The following is a 16,820-nucleotide window of genomic DNA, read 5'->3' as shown; positions in this document are numbered from 1 at the left end:
CAAGTTTTGGTTATAGAAAATAGAGTGTATGTGTTATAATAAGTTTTATGAATTAGAAAACAAGGGTGATTTTTTGTGTGTGACATCTACGGAGGGTATGCGGGTATAAAAGAAAAATTGATGGAGAAATTACGCCATCCTTACTTTATAAACTATATTGAAGAACCATTTATTGATGAAGAAAAGATAGCATTGTTATATGGTGCTTTAAAGAGTGCAAACTTACATATAGAACAAATTGAGCATTACGTAGTAACAATTATGCTTGTACAAATTGCGCTTGATACGCATGAAAGGGTATCAAATAAAGCAGGCGAGGAAGAGATTGAATTCCATAAATGTCGTCAATTAACAGTACTTGCAGGCGATTACTATAGTGGACTATATTATTATTTATTGTCTATGAATCGTGATATTGTTTTAATTCGTGCACTTGCTGAAGGAATTAAAGAGATAAATGAACACAAAATTATGTTATACCAAAAAGCGCATGAAACGACGGATGACATAATGAAAAGCGTAGTAGCGATTGAATCTGCGCTCCTTCAAAAAACATGTGATCATTTTCATTTATCACATTGGAAGCCATTTATTACATACGTATTAGGTGGAAATCGCCTTCAAAAAGAAATTCAATTGTATGCTGATAAGCAACATTCACCTGTTTTTCAAGCTATGCAAGATGCTTTAGGGGATAAAGCAGAAGTAGTGATTAATGGTTGGATGAAGGAATTGAGAAAGAAAGAAAAACAATTTTTAGAAAATCACACAGACATAAATGAAATAAATTCTGTGTTAAGGAATAAATAGAAGACATAAGCAATTTTACATTGGAAGAAGGTACGAGCATGCAACAATCAAAAGAAGAAAGAGTACATGACGTATTTGAAAAGATTTCTGATAAATACGATGTGATGAATTCTGTAATTAGTTTTCAAAGACATAAAGCGTGGCGTAAAGAAACGATGCGAATTATGGATGTACAACCAGGTAGTCAAGCGCTTGATGTATGCTGTGGAACCGCAGATTGGACAATTGCGCTAGCTGGAGCCGTAGGTGAACAAGGAAAGGTTGTTGGCTTAGATTTCAGTGAAAATATGTTATCTGTCGGTAAGCAAAAGGTAGAGGCGTTACAATTAAAACAAGTAGAACTTCTACATGGGAATGCAATGGAACTTCCGTTTGAAGATAATACGTTTGATTATGTGACGATTGGGTTTGGTTTACGTAACGTACCGGATTATATGCACGTATTAAAAGAAATGACACGTGTAGTAAAACCAGGTGGAAAAGTAATCTGTTTAGAAACATCTCAACCAACAATGATTGGTTTTCGACAAGGGTATATTTTATACTTTAAATATATCATGCCGTTATTTGGAAAGATGTTTGCGAAAAGTTATAAAGAATATTCATGGCTTCAAGAATCTGCTAGTACGTTCCCAGGGATGAAAGAATTGGCTCAAATGTTTGAGCAAGCTGGACTTGAACGTGTGCAAGTGAAACCATTTACTTTCGGGGTAGCAGCGATGCATTTAGGTATTAAACCAGAATCAAAATAGAAAAAAGAAGTTTTAGGTTAAGGTGAACAATATGAAGTTACAACTTATGTACTCTTTTTTACGATCGGATATTAATGTGATAGAAAAAGAATTAAAAAAGACAGTCGCTTCTGAACAGCCATTAGTAGAAGAGGCAGCATTACAGCTTATTGAAGCTGGTGGGAAACGAATTCGTCCTGTATTTGTGTTGCTTGCAGGGAAATTTGGAGATTATAAGTTAGATGCGATTAAGCATGTTGCTGTTGCGTTAGAACTTATTCATATGGCTTCTCTTGTTCACGATGATGTTATTGATGCTGCATTTTTACGACGCGGCAGTGCGACTGTGAATGCGAAATGGGGAGATCGTATTGCGATGTATACAGGGGACTATCTGTTCGCTAAGTCTCTTGAATGTATAACAAATATCGAAATTCCAGAGGCGCATCAAGCGTTATCACATACTATTTTAGAAGTCTGTAAAGGTGAAATTGAACAAATTAAAGATAAATACAATTATGACCAAAATTTAAGAACGTATTTAAGAAGAATAAAGCGAAAAACAGCATTATTAATTGCCGCGAGTTGTCAATTGGGAGCGATTGCTGCTGGTGCTAATCGTGATACGGTAAATCGTCTATTTTGGTATGGGTATTTTGTAGGGATGTCTTATCAAATTATTGATGACATTTTAGACTTCGTTTCCACAGAAGAGAAACTTGGAAAACCTGCTGGCGGAGATTTACTACAAGGGAATATTACACTTCCTGCTTTATATGCGATGGAAGATCCAGTACTTCGTCAGAAAATCACATCTGTACATGAAAATTCAACAGCAAGTGAAATGCAAGAAATTATTGATGCTGTAAAAAATAGTACAGCAATTAATCAAGCATTTGCGTTTAGTGAACGTTATTTACATAAAGCTTTAGAAATAATAAAACCACTTCCACGTGGAAAAGCAAAGTACGCATTACAAAATGTTGCAAAGTATATTGGAAAACGAAAATTTTAATGTTTATTCTAAAAAATAAAATAATCTCTCTATTTCAAAACTATTGCACAATTGTGATAAGGGTGATAATATGTGTGTGGGGATATACAATTACATACATAATTCAGAAGTGGAGAGATTTTTTATGGAAAAAACATTTCTAATGGTAAAACCAGACGGTGTACAACGTGCCTTCATTGGGGAAATTGTAGCTCGTTTTGAGAAAAAAGGCTTTCAATTAGTTGGTGCAAAATTAATGCAAGTCACTCCGGAAATTGCTGGACAACACTACGCTGAGCATAAGGAAAAACCTTTCTTTGGTGAGTTAGTAGACTTTATTACATCTGGACCTGTGTTCGCAATGGTATGGCAAGGTGAAGGTGTAGTAGATACAGCGCGTAACATGATGGGGAAAACAAGACCACATGAAGCAGCTCCTGGAACAATTCGTGGAGATTTCGGTGTAACTGTTGCGAAAAACATTATCCATGGTTCTGATTCTTTAGAAAGCGCAGAGCGCGAGATTGCTATTTTCTTTAAAGAAGAAGAATTAGTTGACTACTCAAAATTAATGAATGAATGGATTTACTAATTATTTTGAAATAATTTGTAAACGCTTTAATCACTGTGATAATAGTAAAAAGTGCAAGGAGAATAGGGGTATTCTTCTTGCACTTTTTTTATTTTCAGTTAGTTACGAAGTTTGAGCTGTTATGATATGTTGATATTTAAATTAGGCCTATCGGAAATATAGAATAAGAAAATGGTCGATTTATGATATAATTTCTTTAATATTTTTAGAATGATAAAAGTTAATATAGTGAGATAAATACATATACGAAAAGAGGAATAACGTATGCGATATATTACAGCTGGTGAATCTCATGGTCCACAACTTACAACGATTATAGAAGGTGTTCCGGCAGGATTGTCTTTAGTAGCAGATGATATAAACGAAGAGTTAGCTAGAAGGCAAAAGGGATATGGGCGCGGTAGACGCATGCAAATTGAAACGGATCAAGTGCAAATTTTAAGTGGTGTTAGACATGGAGAAACATTAGGTTCCCCTATTGCACTTGTTGTTGAAAATCGTGATTTTGCACACTGGACAAAAATTATGGGGGCGGAGCCTTTAACTGAGCAAGAAGAAAAAGAGATGAAAAGGAAAGTGACAAAACCAAGGCCTGGGCATGCTGATTTAAATGGTGCGATTAAATATGGTCATAGAGATATGAGGAATGTACTGGAACGTTCGTCAGCGCGCGAAACGACGGTGCGTGTTGCTGCTGGTGCGGTTGCTAAAAAGGTGTTAGCAGAACTTGGTATTAAAGTGGCGGGCCATGTAATTGAAATTGGCGGTGTACAAGCTAAGGAGATTACGTATAGTTCAATTGAAGAATTAAAGAGTATTACAGAAGCATCTCCTGTACGTTGCTTAGATGAAGAAGCTGGTAACCAAATGATGAAAGCGATTGATGATGCGAAAGCAAATGGTGATTCAATTGGTGGAATCGTTGAAGTAATTGTGGAAGGGATGCCAATTGGAGTAGGTAGCTACGTGCATTATGATCGAAAACTGGATGCGAAATTAGCAGCTGCAATTATGAGTATTAATGCTTTTAAAGGTGTCGAGATTGGAATTGGTTTTGAAGCAGCGCATAGACCAGGAAGTGAAGTTCATGATGAAATTCTGTGGGATGAGGAGCATGGATATACACGAAGAACAAATAATGCAGGTGGACTAGAAGGCGGTATGACGACTGGAATGCCGATTGTTGTGCGCGGTGTGATGAAACCGATACCTACACTTTATAAACCTCTTCAAAGTGTAGATATTGATACGAAAGAGCCTTTTACAGCGAGCATTGAACGTTCAGATAGTTGTGCAGTGCCAGCAGCTAGTGTCGTTGCAGAAGCGGTTGTGGCTTGGGAATTAGCGACAGCTTTAATAGAACAATTCGGATTAGATCGTATGGAACTAATTCGTGAAAATATTGAGAAACATAATGAATATGCGAGGGGATTTTAATGGGAAACATACATATTCAAACGAAATCAAAAGAATATGATGTACATGTTGGTAAAGAAGCGTTGTCAAACTTAACAACGATCGTTCAAAATATGCAGCCAGCGGTATCTAACGTAATGATCATTTCAGATGAAGCTGTTGCATCACTACATTTACAGACAGTTATCGATGCATTACAAGTAGAGCAGCACGTGTTTTCGTTTGTTGTACCAAGTGGCGAAAAAGAGAAGTCTTTCGAAAATTTCTATGCGGCTCATACGTCGGCTCTTGAAAATAAATTAGATAGAAATTCTTTAATTCTTGCACTTGGAGGCGGAATGATTGGAGATTTAGCTGGTTTTGTTGCTGCATCGTTTATGCGTGGTATTCGCTTTGTGCAGGTTCCGACAACTTTATTAGCGCACGATAGCGCAGTGGGTGGGAAAGTAGCGATTAACCATCCGTTAGGTAAAAATATGATTGGTGCATTCCATCAGCCAGAAGCAGTTGTATATCATACACCGTTTTTACAGTCTCTTCCTGAAAAAGAGTGGCGTTCAGGTTATGCAGAGGTGATAAAGCATGCTCTTATCGGTGATGTGGAGCTATACCATTGGTTAAAAGAAGAAGTGCAAACATTAGCGGATCTTCATGATGAGAAGTTAATCCATATATTAACGAAGGCGATTCCTGTAAAGGCAAATGTTGTGTCACAAGATGAAACAGAGAAGGGTGTACGTGCTCATTTGAACTTTGGACATACGTTAGGACATGCTCTTGAAAAAGAGCTAGGGTATGGAAATATTACTCACGGTGACGGTGTAGCGGTTGGAATGTTATTCGCCATATTTTTAAGTGAGCAAGTGTACAAGGTTGATCTTGCTTATGAAGATATGAAGCAGTGGTTCTTGAAATACGGCTATCCAAAAATGCCAAGAGATTTGAATGTAGAGCGCCTCGTTCAATTGATGAAACAAGATAAGAAAGCAAATGCAGGAGCAATTCATATGGTGCTTATGCAGGAATATGGGGTAGTGAATGTCGTATCTATTTCAGATGAGACTGTTCATATTGCGTTAGAGGCATTTCAAAAAGATATGGTTTAAAATGATAGCGAAGTGCTGTGAAGTGCTCATTTAGAGGTATTCTCGTAATAGTGACGGTTATGACAAAAGATTACAGTAAGGGGCTATAACCGTATTGTAATCAAATTGAATGAAATGACTGGGGGAAGAAAAATGAGAGTGAAAGAGCAATTGTTAACTTTGAGAGCGTATGTGCCTGGGAAAAACATTGAAGAAGTAAAAAGAGAATATGGTTTATCAAAAATTGTGAAATTAGCATCCAACGAAAATCCATTCGGTTGTTCAGCACGTGTGACAGAAGCATTAACTTCTTTAGCGAGCCAATATGCCCTTTATCCAGATGGATATGCCTTTGAACTTCGGACAAAAGTAGCGAAACATTTAGGTGTAAAAGCAGAACAACTACTATTTGGTAGTGGATTAGATGAAGTCATTCAAATGATTAGCCGAGCGTTATTACATGAAGGAACAAACGTTGTAATGGCGAATCCTACGTTTTCACAATATCATCACCATGCTGTTATTGAAGGAGCAGAAGTTCGTGAAGTATCACTTAAAGATGGTATTCACGATTTAGATGCAATGCTAGAGCAAGTAGATGAGAAAACGAAAATTGTATGGATTTGTAATCCGAATAATCCAACAGGTACATATGTTGAGAAACAAAAATTACTTTCATTTTTAGAATCAGTTCCTAAGTCGGCTCTCGTTATTATGGACGAAGCATATTATGAATACGCGGAAGCAGAAGACTATCCGCAAACATTACCACTTCTTGAAAAGTATGAAAATCTTATGGTTTTACGCACGTTTTCAAAAGCATATGGTTTAGCTGCTTTTCGTATCGGATATGCGATTGGGGATGCGAAGTTAATCGGACAGCTAGAAGTAGCTAGGTTACCATTCAATACATCAACTGTAGCCCAATCTGTAGCACTCGCTGCATTAGAAGATCAAGCCTTTTTACAAGATTGTGTGCAAAAGAATGCTGAAGGTTTAAATCAGTATTATGCATTTTGTAAAGAATATAACGTATTCTATTATCCATCTCAAACAAATTTCATTTTCTTAAAACTTGGTATACCGGGTAATGAAGCTTTCGAACGATTAATGAAAAAAGGATATATCGTTCGTTCTGGTGCTGCATTTGGTATCGATGATGGTATTCGTATTACTGTCGGTTTGAAGGAAGAAAATGATGAAATTATAGAGTTGCTGAAAGAGCTTGTAAATGAGCAAGTACAGAAAGAAGAAACATATTCTTAAGAGATTGTGAAGGCTCCTAGTATAGGAGCCTTTTTTATCGCATTCAAAATAAAGGTTGAAGACTGCTAATTAAGTTATTCTGTAAACCACGGTTTGTATGGCTTGATAATTAGTGAGAGAAGTTATTTGCACGGTCATAAAAGAAAGCGGTACAATAGAAGATGATGATAAGGTATCGGTGTCATATCCGAACCTTTTGAACAATTAACTACTCTGTAAGAAGAAGTATAAGAAGAAGCATGCTCATTCTAAAGGTTGCGTTCTAACAGTGAGTTGCTTATGATAAATGAACAGAAGAGAATATTTTTTAGAATTAAAGGAGACGTTTATGCAAAAGTTTGAACAAGCTGTTTCATATATTGAAAATGGTGAAGCGGAAAAAGGATTACAATTATTAAAAGAACAATTAAAAATTGCGAATGATGAAGAGAAGTATGATATCGCTCGTTACTATCATACGCTTGGATTTACAGATGAGGCATTAGCAATTACTGAAGACTTACGTTTACTGTATCCAGAAGAAAGTGAATTCACTGTATTTTTAGCAGAATTATATATTGATCTAGATAAAGAAGATGAAGCGATTGAAGTGCTTCATGATATTCCAGAAAATGACGATTTATATGTTCAATCGTTATTACTTGTTGCAGATTTATTCCAAATGCAAGGTTTTGATGATGTAGCAGAGCAAAAACTATTAAAGGCGAAAGAAATGATGCCTGATGAACCTGTTATTACGTTTGGGTTAGCAGAATTATATAGTAGTAAAGGTGAAGAACAAAAGGCAATTACTTATTATGAATCGCTATTAGCGGAACATAAAGTAATGGGTGGTGTTGTGATCGCACTTCGCCTCGCAGAAACGTTAAGCGCGATCGGAAACTGGGAAGAAGCGATTTCTTATTATGAAGCAGGCCTAGAGGAACAAAAAGATATTCACTCATTATTTGGATATGCCTTTACATTATACCAAGGTGAAGAATATCAGAGAGCAATTGGTGCTTGGCAAGAACTAAAAGAATTAGACCCTGAGTACGCATCACTGTACATGTATTTAGCGAAAAGCTATGAAAAAGAAGGAATGCTTCAAGAAAGCTATGAAACGCTTCATGAAGGAATTAAAGTAGATGAGCTTTCAGTTCCATTTTATGTAGAGTTAGCGAACATTGCGGCGAAATTAGGAAAAATAGTAGAAGCAGAGGAAGTTCTTCAAAAAGCGCTTGAGTTAGATCCTGGGCATTTAGGTGCAACATTAAAATATGCATATATCTTAAAAGAACAAGAAAAGTACGAAGAGTTAATTGCAATTGTAGAGCGTGCTATTGATAGTGGAGAACCAGATACACAACTACTCTGGGATCTTGCGTATGCAAAAAAACAATTAGAAATGTATTCGGATGCATTAAAACACTATGAAAGTGCATATACTTCTTTTAAGAATCATCCAGACTTCTTAGAAGAGTACGGTTATTTCTTATTGGAAGAAGGAAAACGAAAAGAGGCGAAAGAAGTATTTACTCAGTTATTACAACTAGACCCGACACAAATTCATATTGAAGAGTTGTTATATAATTTAGAGGATTTTTCATAAGTTGGAAGGAAACTGAATGCCGCTTCTTGAATCTAAAAAGAAAAGAGAAAGACAGAGGAGGGACTTAATTGCTATGAATACCCCTGTTTCTGTAAACGAGAAGAAGGATTTTGTAAAATGGTTTTTGAATAATTACCAACTGAAACAGCGTGAATGTGTATGGATTCTGAATTATTTAATGAGTCACGACCAATTGATGCATAAAGTCCACTTCGTAGAGCATGCAAAATATTGTCCGCGTGGCTTAGTGATGTCAGCGAATTGTGTGAAAGACACACCGTTTCACTTTTTTAAACAAAATGTTATGACAACAGATGCTGAAAAATCGTTTCATGATATTCGTTTAAATCGAGATGAGGATATTTATATTCAACTCAACTTTAAATCATCGTTTCAAAATGCGAATTATGTAGCTGTATTAGAAGAAAACCCATATTTACCAAAGCATATTGAAGTAAATGAAAAAGATCGTTTACTTGCAGAAAGGTTTTTGGAAGAAAGTGTATTTTCGTTTAGGAGAGAACGCCTTTTAAAACAAATTGATGAAGCGTTAGATAAGCAAGATAAGGAAGCGTTTCATAGATTAACGGCAGAGTTAAAGACTTTATAGAATTTATTTGGATTAATTAATTTTTACAAATTTCAGACTTTTATCAAGAAAAACTACCTATATTGGGTAGTTTTTCTTTTTTTACCTCTTTTAGTGTGGTTTAATATATATAAAGTGAAAGTTCTGTCATTTGTAAGTGAAGGAGGGAAGGGATTTGAAGTGGATTGTAAAAGATGTAGAACAGTTTGAGCAAGCAAGAGAGTATGTTGATACAGGAGTAATACCGCTGTTATCAGTTTCGGCAGCAAAAGAAATGAAAATGGTTGTAGAACAAGGTGAATTTATCGAATTGTTGAGCACGGAATTGGAAAGAGAGTATAAAGGAAGAGTGCTTTTACTGCCTGCGTTTACGTATTTGGTAGAAAGTCAAAAGAATGAAAAAGGTCGTTTGCAAGAATGGACAAATCATTTACGAAGTGAAGGTTTTAAGCATATTGCTTATGTTACAAGTGATTTTTCATGGAAAGAGGATATGCAAGAATTACAGGGAGATTTATTTTGGTTTCCTTCATTAGCGTTAGAACAATTTAGTGATCAAGCAAAAAGAGAAGTTATTCATGCGCATATAAAAAATATAATGGTGATGTTGGAAGAGAAATGGGGAAACTCGCAATAAACAGAAAGTTCTTATTATTATGAGTAGTATGATATTGACCTGTGCATGAGCGTATTATATCATGATAGTGTCCTAGTTTTTATTTTTTATATAATTTATCACGAGGGGACAATTTCTGATAGAGGGGGGAAATTTTCGTGAGCGACAAAGAACATCGCGTGTCAAGAAGACAATTTTTAAATTACACACTCACAGGGGTAGGAGGCTTTATGGCTGCCGGTATTTTAATGCCGATGACGCGATTTGCGCTTGATCCGGTGTTAAGAAAAGAAGCGGGAACAGATATGGTTGCTGTTGCGCAAGTAAAGGATATTACAACAGAGCCGAAGCGTTTCGATTTTAAAGTGAAGCAGGTTGATGGTTGGTACAAGTCTGAAGAACCAAAATCGGCTTGGGTTCATAAAGATGAAAGCGGAGACATTGTTGCGTTCTCTCCAGTATGTAAACATTTAGGATGTACAGTTAACTGGAATTCGGACAAAGCACATCCGAATCAATTCTTTTGCCCATGTCACGGGGGGCGTTATACAAAAGATGGGATTAACATTAAAGGTACGCCACCCCTTGCTCCGCTTGATGTGTACGAGTCTAAAGTGAAAGATGGAACGCTGTATCTAGGAAAAGCGAAGCCAAGAGGGGGTGCAAAGTAGATGTTAAATAAAATTTATGATTGGGTGGATGAAAGATTGGATATTACACCAATATGGCGTGATATCGCTGATCATGAAGTACCTGAACATGTAAACCCGGCACATCACTTCTCTGCATTCGTCTATTGCTTTGGAGGACTTACCTTTTTCGTTACTGTAATTCAAATTTTATCTGGAATGTTTTTGACGATGTATTATGTGCCTGATATTAAAAATGCTTGGGAATCAGTTTACTATTTACAAAATGAAGTTGCTTATGGGCAAATTGTTCGTGGTATGCACCACTGGGGTGCTAGTCTCGTAATTGTAATGATGTTTTTACATACACTCAGAGTTTTCTTCCAAGGTGCGTATAAAAAGCCCCGTGAGTTAAACTGGATTGTTGGTGTTCTTATTTTCTTTGTTATGTTAGGTCTTGGTTTTACCGGATATTTATTGCCGTGGGATATGAAAGCTTTATTTGCTACAAAAGTAGGGATTCAAATTGCAGAGCAAACACCGCTCATTGGTCCTTATATTAAAACATTACTCGCTGGTCATTCCGAAATTGTTGGCGCTCAAACATTAACTCGCTTCTTTGCTATTCACGTCTTCTTCTTACCAGCAGCACTTCTAGGTTTAATGGCCTTCCACTTCATCATGATTCGCAAACAAGGTATTTCCGGTCCACTATAAGAGATTGCTAAATTAAAGGGGAAAGAACAAAAGGAGGGAGATTATGCATCGCGGCAAAGGGATGAAGTTTGTAGGAGATTCTCGGGTACCAGTAGCTCGGAAACCAAATATTCCAAAAGACTATTCTGAATACCCAGGGAAAACAGAAGCATTTTGGCCGAACTTCTTGTTAAAAGAATGGATGGTTGGTGCAGTTTTTTTAATCGGTTATTTATGTTTAACAGTGGCGCATCCGTCGCCGCTTGAGAGAATGGCGGACCCAACTGATGCTGGATATATACCACTTCCAGATTGGTATTTCTTATTCTTGTATCAGTTATTAAAGTATTCTTATGCTTCCGGTTCATTTACTGTAATTGGAGCATTTATTATGCCAGGGATTGCGTTTGGAGCATTACTGTTAGCTCCATTTCTTGATCGAGGTCCAGAAAGACGTCCATTGAAGCGTCCTGTGGCAACTGGATTTATGCTTTTAGCAATTGCATCGATTATCTTTTTAACTTGGGAATCTGTAGCACACCACGACTGGGAAGCTGCAAAAAAACAAGGAGCAATTGTAAAAACAGCGCCAGTTGATAAAAATGATGATGGCTATAAATTAATGCAAAAAAATACTTGTTTAACATGTCATGGTGACAATTTACAGGGCGGGGCAGCAGCACCGGCACTGCAAAACTTAACTTTAAAGCCAGAAGAAATTGCTAAAATTGCGAAAGAGGGAAAAGGTTCAATGCCTAAAGGTGTATTTAAAGGTACGGATGAGGAACTGAAGAAGCTTTCGGAATTCGTTGCAAAGTATAATAAAAAATAATAAAAAGCTGACTACAAAATTTGTAGTCAGCTTTTCTATTTAGTTGGATGAAGTTTGTTATAATAGAGTAGGATTTAATGAATGAATTACTTTGCTTGAAAGGTGTTGGACATACGGATTGGTGTACTTGTATGCAATGTTAAGACAACGCTCGGTATTATTATTTTTATTAATTGTTAACATATTAGGTACAATTTACGGATTTATATGGTACGGAAATCAATTGAAAGAAACGTCACCTATATTTTGGCCGTTTGTACCAGATAGTCCTATGGCGAGTCTCTTTTTTGTCTTTGTTTTAATTGCTTTTTTGGCAAAGAGAAACTGGGGATTAATAGAAGCGTTAGCGATTGTAACTTTAATAAAATATGGTATTTGGGCTGTTGTTGTAAACGGGATTATGATTTACGTAAAAGGGCCTATTGGCCTTATGGGCTACATGTTAATGCTTTCGCACTTTGCGATGGCAGTACAAGGATTTTTATATGCTCCATTCTATCGTATAAAAAAATGGCATTTTATAGTAGCAGCTGTGTGGACGTTGCATAACGATGCAATTGATTATTTATTTTGGCAAATGCCGCGATATGGAATTATGCATTTGTTTGTAGAGGAAATTGGTTATTTTACGTTTTGGTTAAGTATTGCTGTACTATGTATTACATATTATTGTTGCTTACGTGAGCAAAGGAAACAATTTTCTTTATGATGGTTAGAACATTTAGGGGGAGAACATGGAGAAAAATAAGAGTGGTACAAAAATATTGGATCGATTGATTACTTTAGTTGTTTCATATAGCATAGCATTTTCTATTTTTGCACTCGCAACAACGGCAGTTGTCTATGGAAAATGGCTGTATTATTTTGAAATTGATTTTTTAAATATTCCTGATTTAGCGGATATGACGAAGGATGAAATTAAAAGAAATTACGATGTGCTTATTACATATTTATCCCCGTTTTATGACGGAGCATTACATTTGCCAACATTAGATATGTCCACAAATGGCCGTATTCATTTTGTAGATGTTAAAAATATTTTAGTAAAGATTCAATATGTGATGTATGCGACAATTATGATTGCAGTGATAGGCGGAATTTATTTATTAAAAAAGAAAAATGAAAAGTTTTTACTGCACGGATCGATTTTAACAATCATTTTTCCGATAGCGCTTATGTTACCAATTGCTATTAATTTTGAAAAGAGTTTTGTATTATTCCATAAACTTTTATTTAGTAATGATTATTGGGTTTTTGATCCTGAAAAAGATCCAATTATATTAATGTTACCAGAAGAGTTCTTTATGCATGCTGCGTGTGCTATTTTATTATTCATTTTAGGTGGTAGTATACTTTGTTACAGTTTATATCGATATTTCGTAAAAAAGAAAAGGATGTCACAGAAAAAATTCTCTGCTTAAAGAGAATTTTTTTCTTTGTAAAATGATAATATATTTTTCGGTCTAGTTCTGTTCTATTCTTGTCCAAATTAACATATTTTGTACTAGTAGTTATAGGGGGGACCGGGATGAAGAGAACATTAATTGGATTGATAGCATTTCTAATTATAATGTTTCCGTTACGTATATATGCTGAAGAGTGGAATGAGCTAACAGGGTTGTTAGACGACTCGTTACAGTTAGTGAAGCGTAATGAAGATGAAAAAGCGGTACAAGTATTACAACATTTCTCGGAGCAATTTTTAATAAAGGGGAATGAAAAGAAGCAGGAAGTAACACCAGATCAAGTTAGAGTTATTTCTTTAGCTTACGATAAGGCGCAACAATCGCTCTCTGAAGAAGGTTTAGGTAAGCAAGCTAAAATTGATAATGTGCTGGCATTACAACTTGCTGTTGATGCACAAGTATCGAAATATCAACCACTTTGGATGGAAAGAGAAAGGAAAGTAATGGATGCCTTTTCTCAAATGGAAAAAGCGATGGAAAAAGAAGATGCTGGGCAGTTTCAACAAACGTTAAATACGTTTTTAAATGAATTCAATATTATTTATCCAAGCTTAATGATTGCTTTGCCAGAAAACGAGGTTCAGCGTGTAAATGTTCATTTATCTTATTTAGATGAATTTCGTAACGTTATGTTAAAAACGAAAGGCGGCCAAATGCAATTAGGGATTATTAAAGGGGATTTGCAAAAGATATTTCACACAGTAAAAAAAGATGAAATTGCACCCTCTCTCATTTGGTTTATGACAATTACTGGGGGACTTATTTTCTTCACATTAACTTATGTTGGATGGAGAAAGTATAAAGGAGAGAGAGAAAAAAGAAAAAGTAATGTACATTCTAAAAATAGATAATGCAATAAATAAAGATATGGATTGTAAGGTTTATTCATTGACAATAGTGGCAGAAGAAAATAGAATGAGAAGTACTATAATTAAAACTTCAATGGAGGTTCATGATGTTTTATTTAATTTACTTCGCGATCATAATGATCATACCGTTGTATGCACAGTCAAGAGTACGTAGTGCCTATAGCAAGTATTCACAAGTTTATTCAACATCAGGTATGACAGGAGCGGAAGTGGCTCGAAAAATTTTAGATGAAAATGGATTATACAACGTAGCTGTAGAAGAAACACCAGGTCATTTATCAGACCATTATGATCCAACCGCTAAGACGGTTCGATTATCAACAGATAACTATTATGGACATTCAGTTGCTGGTACAGCAGTTGCAGCACACGAAGTAGGACACGCAATTCAAGATGCAAAAGATTATAAATTTATGCGCGTTCGTCATTCGTTAGTGCCAGTTGCAAACTTTGGTTCGAATATGTCTTGGATTTTCGTCCTAATCGGTATATTTGCACAAATGTCTGGTTTGTTGTTATTAGGTATCATTTTAATGGCAGCAGGTGTTGTGTTCCAGCTCGTTACATTGCCAGTTGAGTTTGATGCGTCAAAGCGCGCAATGCAACAAATTGAAGCGTTAGGTATTGTATCAACAGATGAATATGGGCAAGCTCGTAAAGTATTAAATGCGGCAGCATTAACATATGTAGCAGCTGCAGCTGTAGCGGTATTTGAATTATTACGTCTCGTATTAATGTATACTGGTATGCAGCGTAGCGACGACTAAAGACTATCAATTTTGATAGTCTTTTTTTGTTGTATGGATTGAATTATATAATGTATTGCAAATAGAAATAATAGAAGTAATGCGGAAAGGCGGTGGGGGGAAATGAAATATCCAGACCATTTAGTAAAACAAGTGCAAGAGCGCAGTGCTCCTTATCAACTAGAAGGTTTTTTAAGTGGACAAGGTCCTGAAAATCCCAAATTTATGTTGTTAGGAGAAGCGCCTGGTGAAACAGAAATTCATAATGGGATTCCGTTTAGCGGGAGGGCGGGAAAACAATTAATGGATTTTTTAGAGCGTATTGATGTTACAAGGGAAGAAGTATATATTACGAGCGCTGTTCGAAGTAGACCTTATAAATGGCGAGAGAAAAAAGAAAGAAATGGTGAAATCATACAAAAAAAGTATAATAGAACGCCAAATCAGGGAGAAATAGTTGCCCATGCGCCTTTGTTAGATTATGAATTAGAGAAAATACATCCGAAGCTTATCGTCACGCTTGGAAATATCGGTCTTCAACGTTTAACAGGAGAAAATAAAAAAATCACAGATGTACACGGGCAATTATTAAAACAGCCCATTCAAAAATTAAAGGATATGCAAAGTGCAGAGTTTACATGGTCAGAGAAAGAATATCATGTTTTTCCGACTTTTCATCCAGCTTCCATTTTTTATAATCGGAGTTTATTGGAGCTTATTCATGAGGATTTTGAGAAGCTTAAAAGACTTGTAATAAAAAACTAGAAAAGCTAAGGCGCTTTTCTAGTTACATTTAATTATGTAAAGGGTTTTTATTTTCATCTAACGTAAATCCTTCACCAACTACATCATGTACATCACTTACAGCGACAAAAGCATGAGGATCTACAGAAGTAATGATATTCTTTAATTTCACGATTTCATTTTTAGCAACAACGCAATACAATACGTTACGTTCCACTTTTGTATACGATCCAACAGCTTTTAAAAAGGTTGCTCCGCGCTCCATTTCAGATAAAATTTTGGCAGCAATTTCATCGTTTTTCTCTGAGATAATAGTCGCTCCTTTGGCAGCATAAGCTCCTTCTTGCATAAAATCAATGACTTTAGCACCGATAAAAACAGCAACTAGCGTATACATGCCCTCGCGGTATGATAAATAGGTAAGAATAGAGACTACGATAACGACAGCATCAAACATAAACATTGTTTTCCCCATACTCCAGCCAACATATTTGTGAGCTAGTCGTGCGATAATATCTACACCGCCAGTAGTCCCGCCATATTTAAATATTATTCCAAGGCCGATACCGATAAATGCCCCGGCGAATAAAGCTGCGAGTGTCATATCATTTTGCAAGTTTAAATGTAAGTTGAGTACTTCGTAACGCTGGAAAATCCATAGAAATAAAGATACGCTAAAGGTGCCAATTAATGTATATAAAAATGTCGTTCTGCCAAGTAACCTCCAACCAATAAAAAATATAGGGATATTTAAAATTAAGTTTGAGTAGGAAGGATCAAACTTAAATAAAAAATACAATAATAGTGTAATTCCAGTAAACCCACCCTCTGCAAGGTGGTTTTCAATATTGATATTGACAATACCGAAAGAAAATATAGCGGAACCGATTAAAATAAAAATAATATTTCGCATCTTCAATTTTGATGTCATATAGAAATCCCCCTAATTATGTAATGATTGCATTGCTCCGCTGAAACAGTAAAACATAATAATAAGTAATTTCTAGTTGCTAGTGAAAATAGTAAGAATTTGATTGATGTGGGCTGATCTTTTGCGAAAAGCACAAAAGAAGGTTTCACTTTATCCCGCTCTAACGGCTGGTAGGAGATAAAGCTCTGAAGAAAGGAGAACCAGCCGTAGGAACCCG

19 protein-coding genes are annotated in these 16,820 nt (G+C 35.9%); 18 read left to right on the top strand and 1 reads right to left on the bottom strand.

Annotation, left to right across the window (positions count from 1 at the left end; translation table 11 throughout):
* The first annotated feature begins 75 nt into the window (after positions 1–75).
* From ACTFR8_RS06615 to ACTFR8_RS06530, 18 genes are all read left to right on the top strand, one after another.
* Positions 76–810, top strand: coding sequence for a heptaprenyl diphosphate synthase component 1 (locus ACTFR8_RS06615; protein WP_000332850.1), 735 nt, complete (start codon positions 76–78; stop codon positions 808–810).
* Between the two features lie 38 nt (positions 811–848).
* Positions 849–1,562 (top strand): 2-heptaprenyl-1,4-naphthoquinone methyltransferase, encoded by a 714-nt coding sequence (gene menG, locus ACTFR8_RS06610; protein WP_001187674.1) that lies wholly within the window; start codon positions 849–851, stop codon positions 1,560–1,562.
* A 31-nt stretch (positions 1,563–1,593) separates the two neighbouring features.
* A complete protein-coding gene (gene hepT / locus ACTFR8_RS06605; protein ID WP_050821741.1) occupies positions 1,594–2,556 on the top strand; it encodes a heptaprenyl diphosphate synthase component II in 963 nt (320 codons plus the stop codon).
* Positions 2,557–2,680: 124 nt separating this feature from the next.
* On the top strand, positions 2,681–3,127 hold the full coding sequence (gene ndk, locus ACTFR8_RS06600) for a nucleoside-diphosphate kinase (protein WP_000415883.1): 447 nt from the start codon (positions 2,681–2,683) through the stop codon (positions 3,125–3,127).
* A 264-nt stretch (positions 3,128–3,391) separates the two neighbouring features.
* Complete coding sequence (gene aroC / locus ACTFR8_RS06595; protein WP_001269386.1) at positions 3,392–4,564, top strand: chorismate synthase; 1,173 nt, start codon at positions 3,392–3,394, stop codon at positions 4,562–4,564.
* A complete protein-coding gene (gene aroB, locus ACTFR8_RS06590; RefSeq protein ID WP_000526812.1) occupies positions 4,564–5,649 on the top strand; it encodes a 3-dehydroquinate synthase in 1,086 nt (361 codons plus the stop codon). Before aroC ends, aroB begins: the two co-directional genes overlap by 1 nt.
* A gap of 132 nt (positions 5,650–5,781) precedes the next feature.
* Positions 5,782–6,894, top strand: a complete 1,113-nt coding sequence (hisC, locus tag ACTFR8_RS06585) for a histidinol-phosphate transaminase (protein ID WP_025967073.1) — start codon at positions 5,782–5,784, stop codon at positions 6,892–6,894.
* Positions 6,895–7,222: 328 nt separating this feature from the next.
* On the top strand, positions 7,223–8,485 hold the full coding sequence (locus tag ACTFR8_RS06580) for a tetratricopeptide repeat protein (protein WP_001168671.1): 1,263 nt from the start codon (positions 7,223–7,225) through the stop codon (positions 8,483–8,485).
* Positions 8,486–8,558: 73 nt separating this feature from the next.
* On the top strand, positions 8,559–9,095 hold the full coding sequence (locus ACTFR8_RS06575) for a ReoY family proteolytic degradation factor (protein ID WP_001095925.1): 537 nt from the start codon (positions 8,559–8,561) through the stop codon (positions 9,093–9,095).
* 154 nt (positions 9,096–9,249) lie between these two features.
* Positions 9,250–9,711: a YpiF family protein gene (locus ACTFR8_RS06570; RefSeq protein ID WP_050821742.1), complete on the top strand. Its 462-nt coding sequence runs from the start codon at positions 9,250–9,252 to the stop codon at positions 9,709–9,711.
* Between the two features lie 137 nt (positions 9,712–9,848).
* A complete protein-coding gene (gene qcrA / locus ACTFR8_RS06565; protein WP_001280593.1) occupies positions 9,849–10,361 on the top strand; it encodes a menaquinol-cytochrome c reductase iron-sulfur subunit in 513 nt (170 codons plus the stop codon).
* A complete protein-coding gene (gene qcrB / locus ACTFR8_RS06560) occupies positions 10,362–11,036 on the top strand; it encodes a menaquinol-cytochrome c reductase cytochrome b subunit (protein ID WP_000932700.1) in 675 nt (224 codons plus the stop codon).
* Between the two features lie 43 nt (positions 11,037–11,079).
* Positions 11,080–11,847, top strand: a complete 768-nt coding sequence (gene qcrC / locus ACTFR8_RS06555) for a menaquinol-cytochrome c reductase cytochrome b/c subunit (protein ID WP_000554603.1) — start codon at positions 11,080–11,082, stop codon at positions 11,845–11,847.
* Between the two features lie 118 nt (positions 11,848–11,965).
* Positions 11,966–12,556, top strand: a complete 591-nt coding sequence (locus tag ACTFR8_RS06550; protein ID WP_025967075.1) for a DUF1405 domain-containing protein — start codon at positions 11,966–11,968, stop codon at positions 12,554–12,556.
* Between the two features lie 25 nt (positions 12,557–12,581).
* Entirely contained in the window at positions 12,582–13,268 is a 687-nt protein-coding gene (lit, locus tag ACTFR8_RS06545; protein ID WP_000414377.1) for a lipoprotein intramolecular transacylase Lit, read from the top strand.
* A gap of 107 nt (positions 13,269–13,375) precedes the next feature.
* Complete coding sequence (gene ypjB / locus ACTFR8_RS06540; RefSeq protein WP_000831583.1) at positions 13,376–14,164, top strand: sporulation protein YpjB; 789 nt, start codon at positions 13,376–13,378, stop codon at positions 14,162–14,164.
* 101 nt (positions 14,165–14,265) lie between these two features.
* On the top strand, positions 14,266–14,949 hold the full coding sequence (locus ACTFR8_RS06535) for a zinc metallopeptidase (protein WP_058839490.1): 684 nt from the start codon (positions 14,266–14,268) through the stop codon (positions 14,947–14,949).
* Positions 14,950–15,051: 102 nt separating this feature from the next.
* Positions 15,052–15,693: a uracil-DNA glycosylase gene (locus ACTFR8_RS06530; protein ID WP_252209907.1), complete on the top strand. Its 642-nt coding sequence runs from the start codon at positions 15,052–15,054 to the stop codon at positions 15,691–15,693.
* A 28-nt stretch (positions 15,694–15,721) separates the two neighbouring features.
* Here the strand turns inward: ACTFR8_RS06530 and ACTFR8_RS06525 are convergent, their stop codons facing one another.
* Positions 15,722–16,603 carry a YitT family protein gene (locus tag ACTFR8_RS06525; protein ID WP_000202121.1) on the bottom strand — a complete coding sequence of 294 codons (882 nt, stop codon included), beginning with the start codon at positions 16,601–16,603 and terminating at the stop codon, positions 15,722–15,724.
* Positions 16,604–16,820 lie beyond the last annotated feature (217 nt).

Source organism: Bacillus cereus group sp. MYBK15-3, assembly GCF_051916765.1.
GTDB classification, from domain to species: domain Bacteria; phylum Bacillota; class Bacilli; order Bacillales; family Bacillaceae_G; genus Bacillus_A; species Bacillus_A cereus.
The sequence above is the reverse complement of the archived record's forward strand: the minus strand, read 5'-3'. Positions and strand labels throughout refer to the sequence as shown.

Coding starts and splice junctions, on each gene's coding strand:
- menG (WP_001187674.1), top strand. CDS start 849: ATGCAACAATCAAAAGAAGAAAGAGTACATGACGTATTTGAAAAGATT.
- hepT (WP_050821741.1), top strand. CDS start 1,594: ATGAAGTTACAACTTATGTACTCTTTTTTACGATCGGATATTAATGTG.
- ndk (WP_000415883.1), top strand. CDS start 2,681: ATGGAAAAAACATTTCTAATGGTAAAACCAGACGGTGTACAACGTGCC.
- aroC (WP_001269386.1), top strand. CDS start 3,392: ATGCGATATATTACAGCTGGTGAATCTCATGGTCCACAACTTACAACG.
- aroB (WP_000526812.1), top strand. CDS start 4,564: ATGGGAAACATACATATTCAAACGAAATCAAAAGAATATGATGTACAT.
- hisC (WP_025967073.1), top strand. CDS start 5,782: ATGAGAGTGAAAGAGCAATTGTTAACTTTGAGAGCGTATGTGCCTGGG.
- ACTFR8_RS06580 (WP_001168671.1), top strand. CDS start 7,223: ATGCAAAAGTTTGAACAAGCTGTTTCATATATTGAAAATGGTGAAGCG.
- ACTFR8_RS06575 (WP_001095925.1), top strand. CDS start 8,559: ATGAATACCCCTGTTTCTGTAAACGAGAAGAAGGATTTTGTAAAATGG.
- qcrB (WP_000932700.1), top strand. CDS start 10,362: ATGTTAAATAAAATTTATGATTGGGTGGATGAAAGATTGGATATTACA.
- qcrC (WP_000554603.1), top strand. CDS start 11,080: ATGCATCGCGGCAAAGGGATGAAGTTTGTAGGAGATTCTCGGGTACCA.
- lit (WP_000414377.1), top strand. CDS start 12,582: ATGGAGAAAAATAAGAGTGGTACAAAAATATTGGATCGATTGATTACT.
- ypjB (WP_000831583.1), top strand. CDS start 13,376: ATGAAGAGAACATTAATTGGATTGATAGCATTTCTAATTATAATGTTT.
- ACTFR8_RS06535 (WP_058839490.1), top strand. CDS start 14,266: ATGATGTTTTATTTAATTTACTTCGCGATCATAATGATCATACCGTTG.
- ACTFR8_RS06530 (WP_252209907.1), top strand. CDS start 15,052: ATGAAATATCCAGACCATTTAGTAAAACAAGTGCAAGAGCGCAGTGCT.
- ACTFR8_RS06525 (WP_000202121.1), bottom strand. CDS start 16,603: ATGACATCAAAATTGAAGATGCGAAATATTATTTTTATTTTAATCGGT.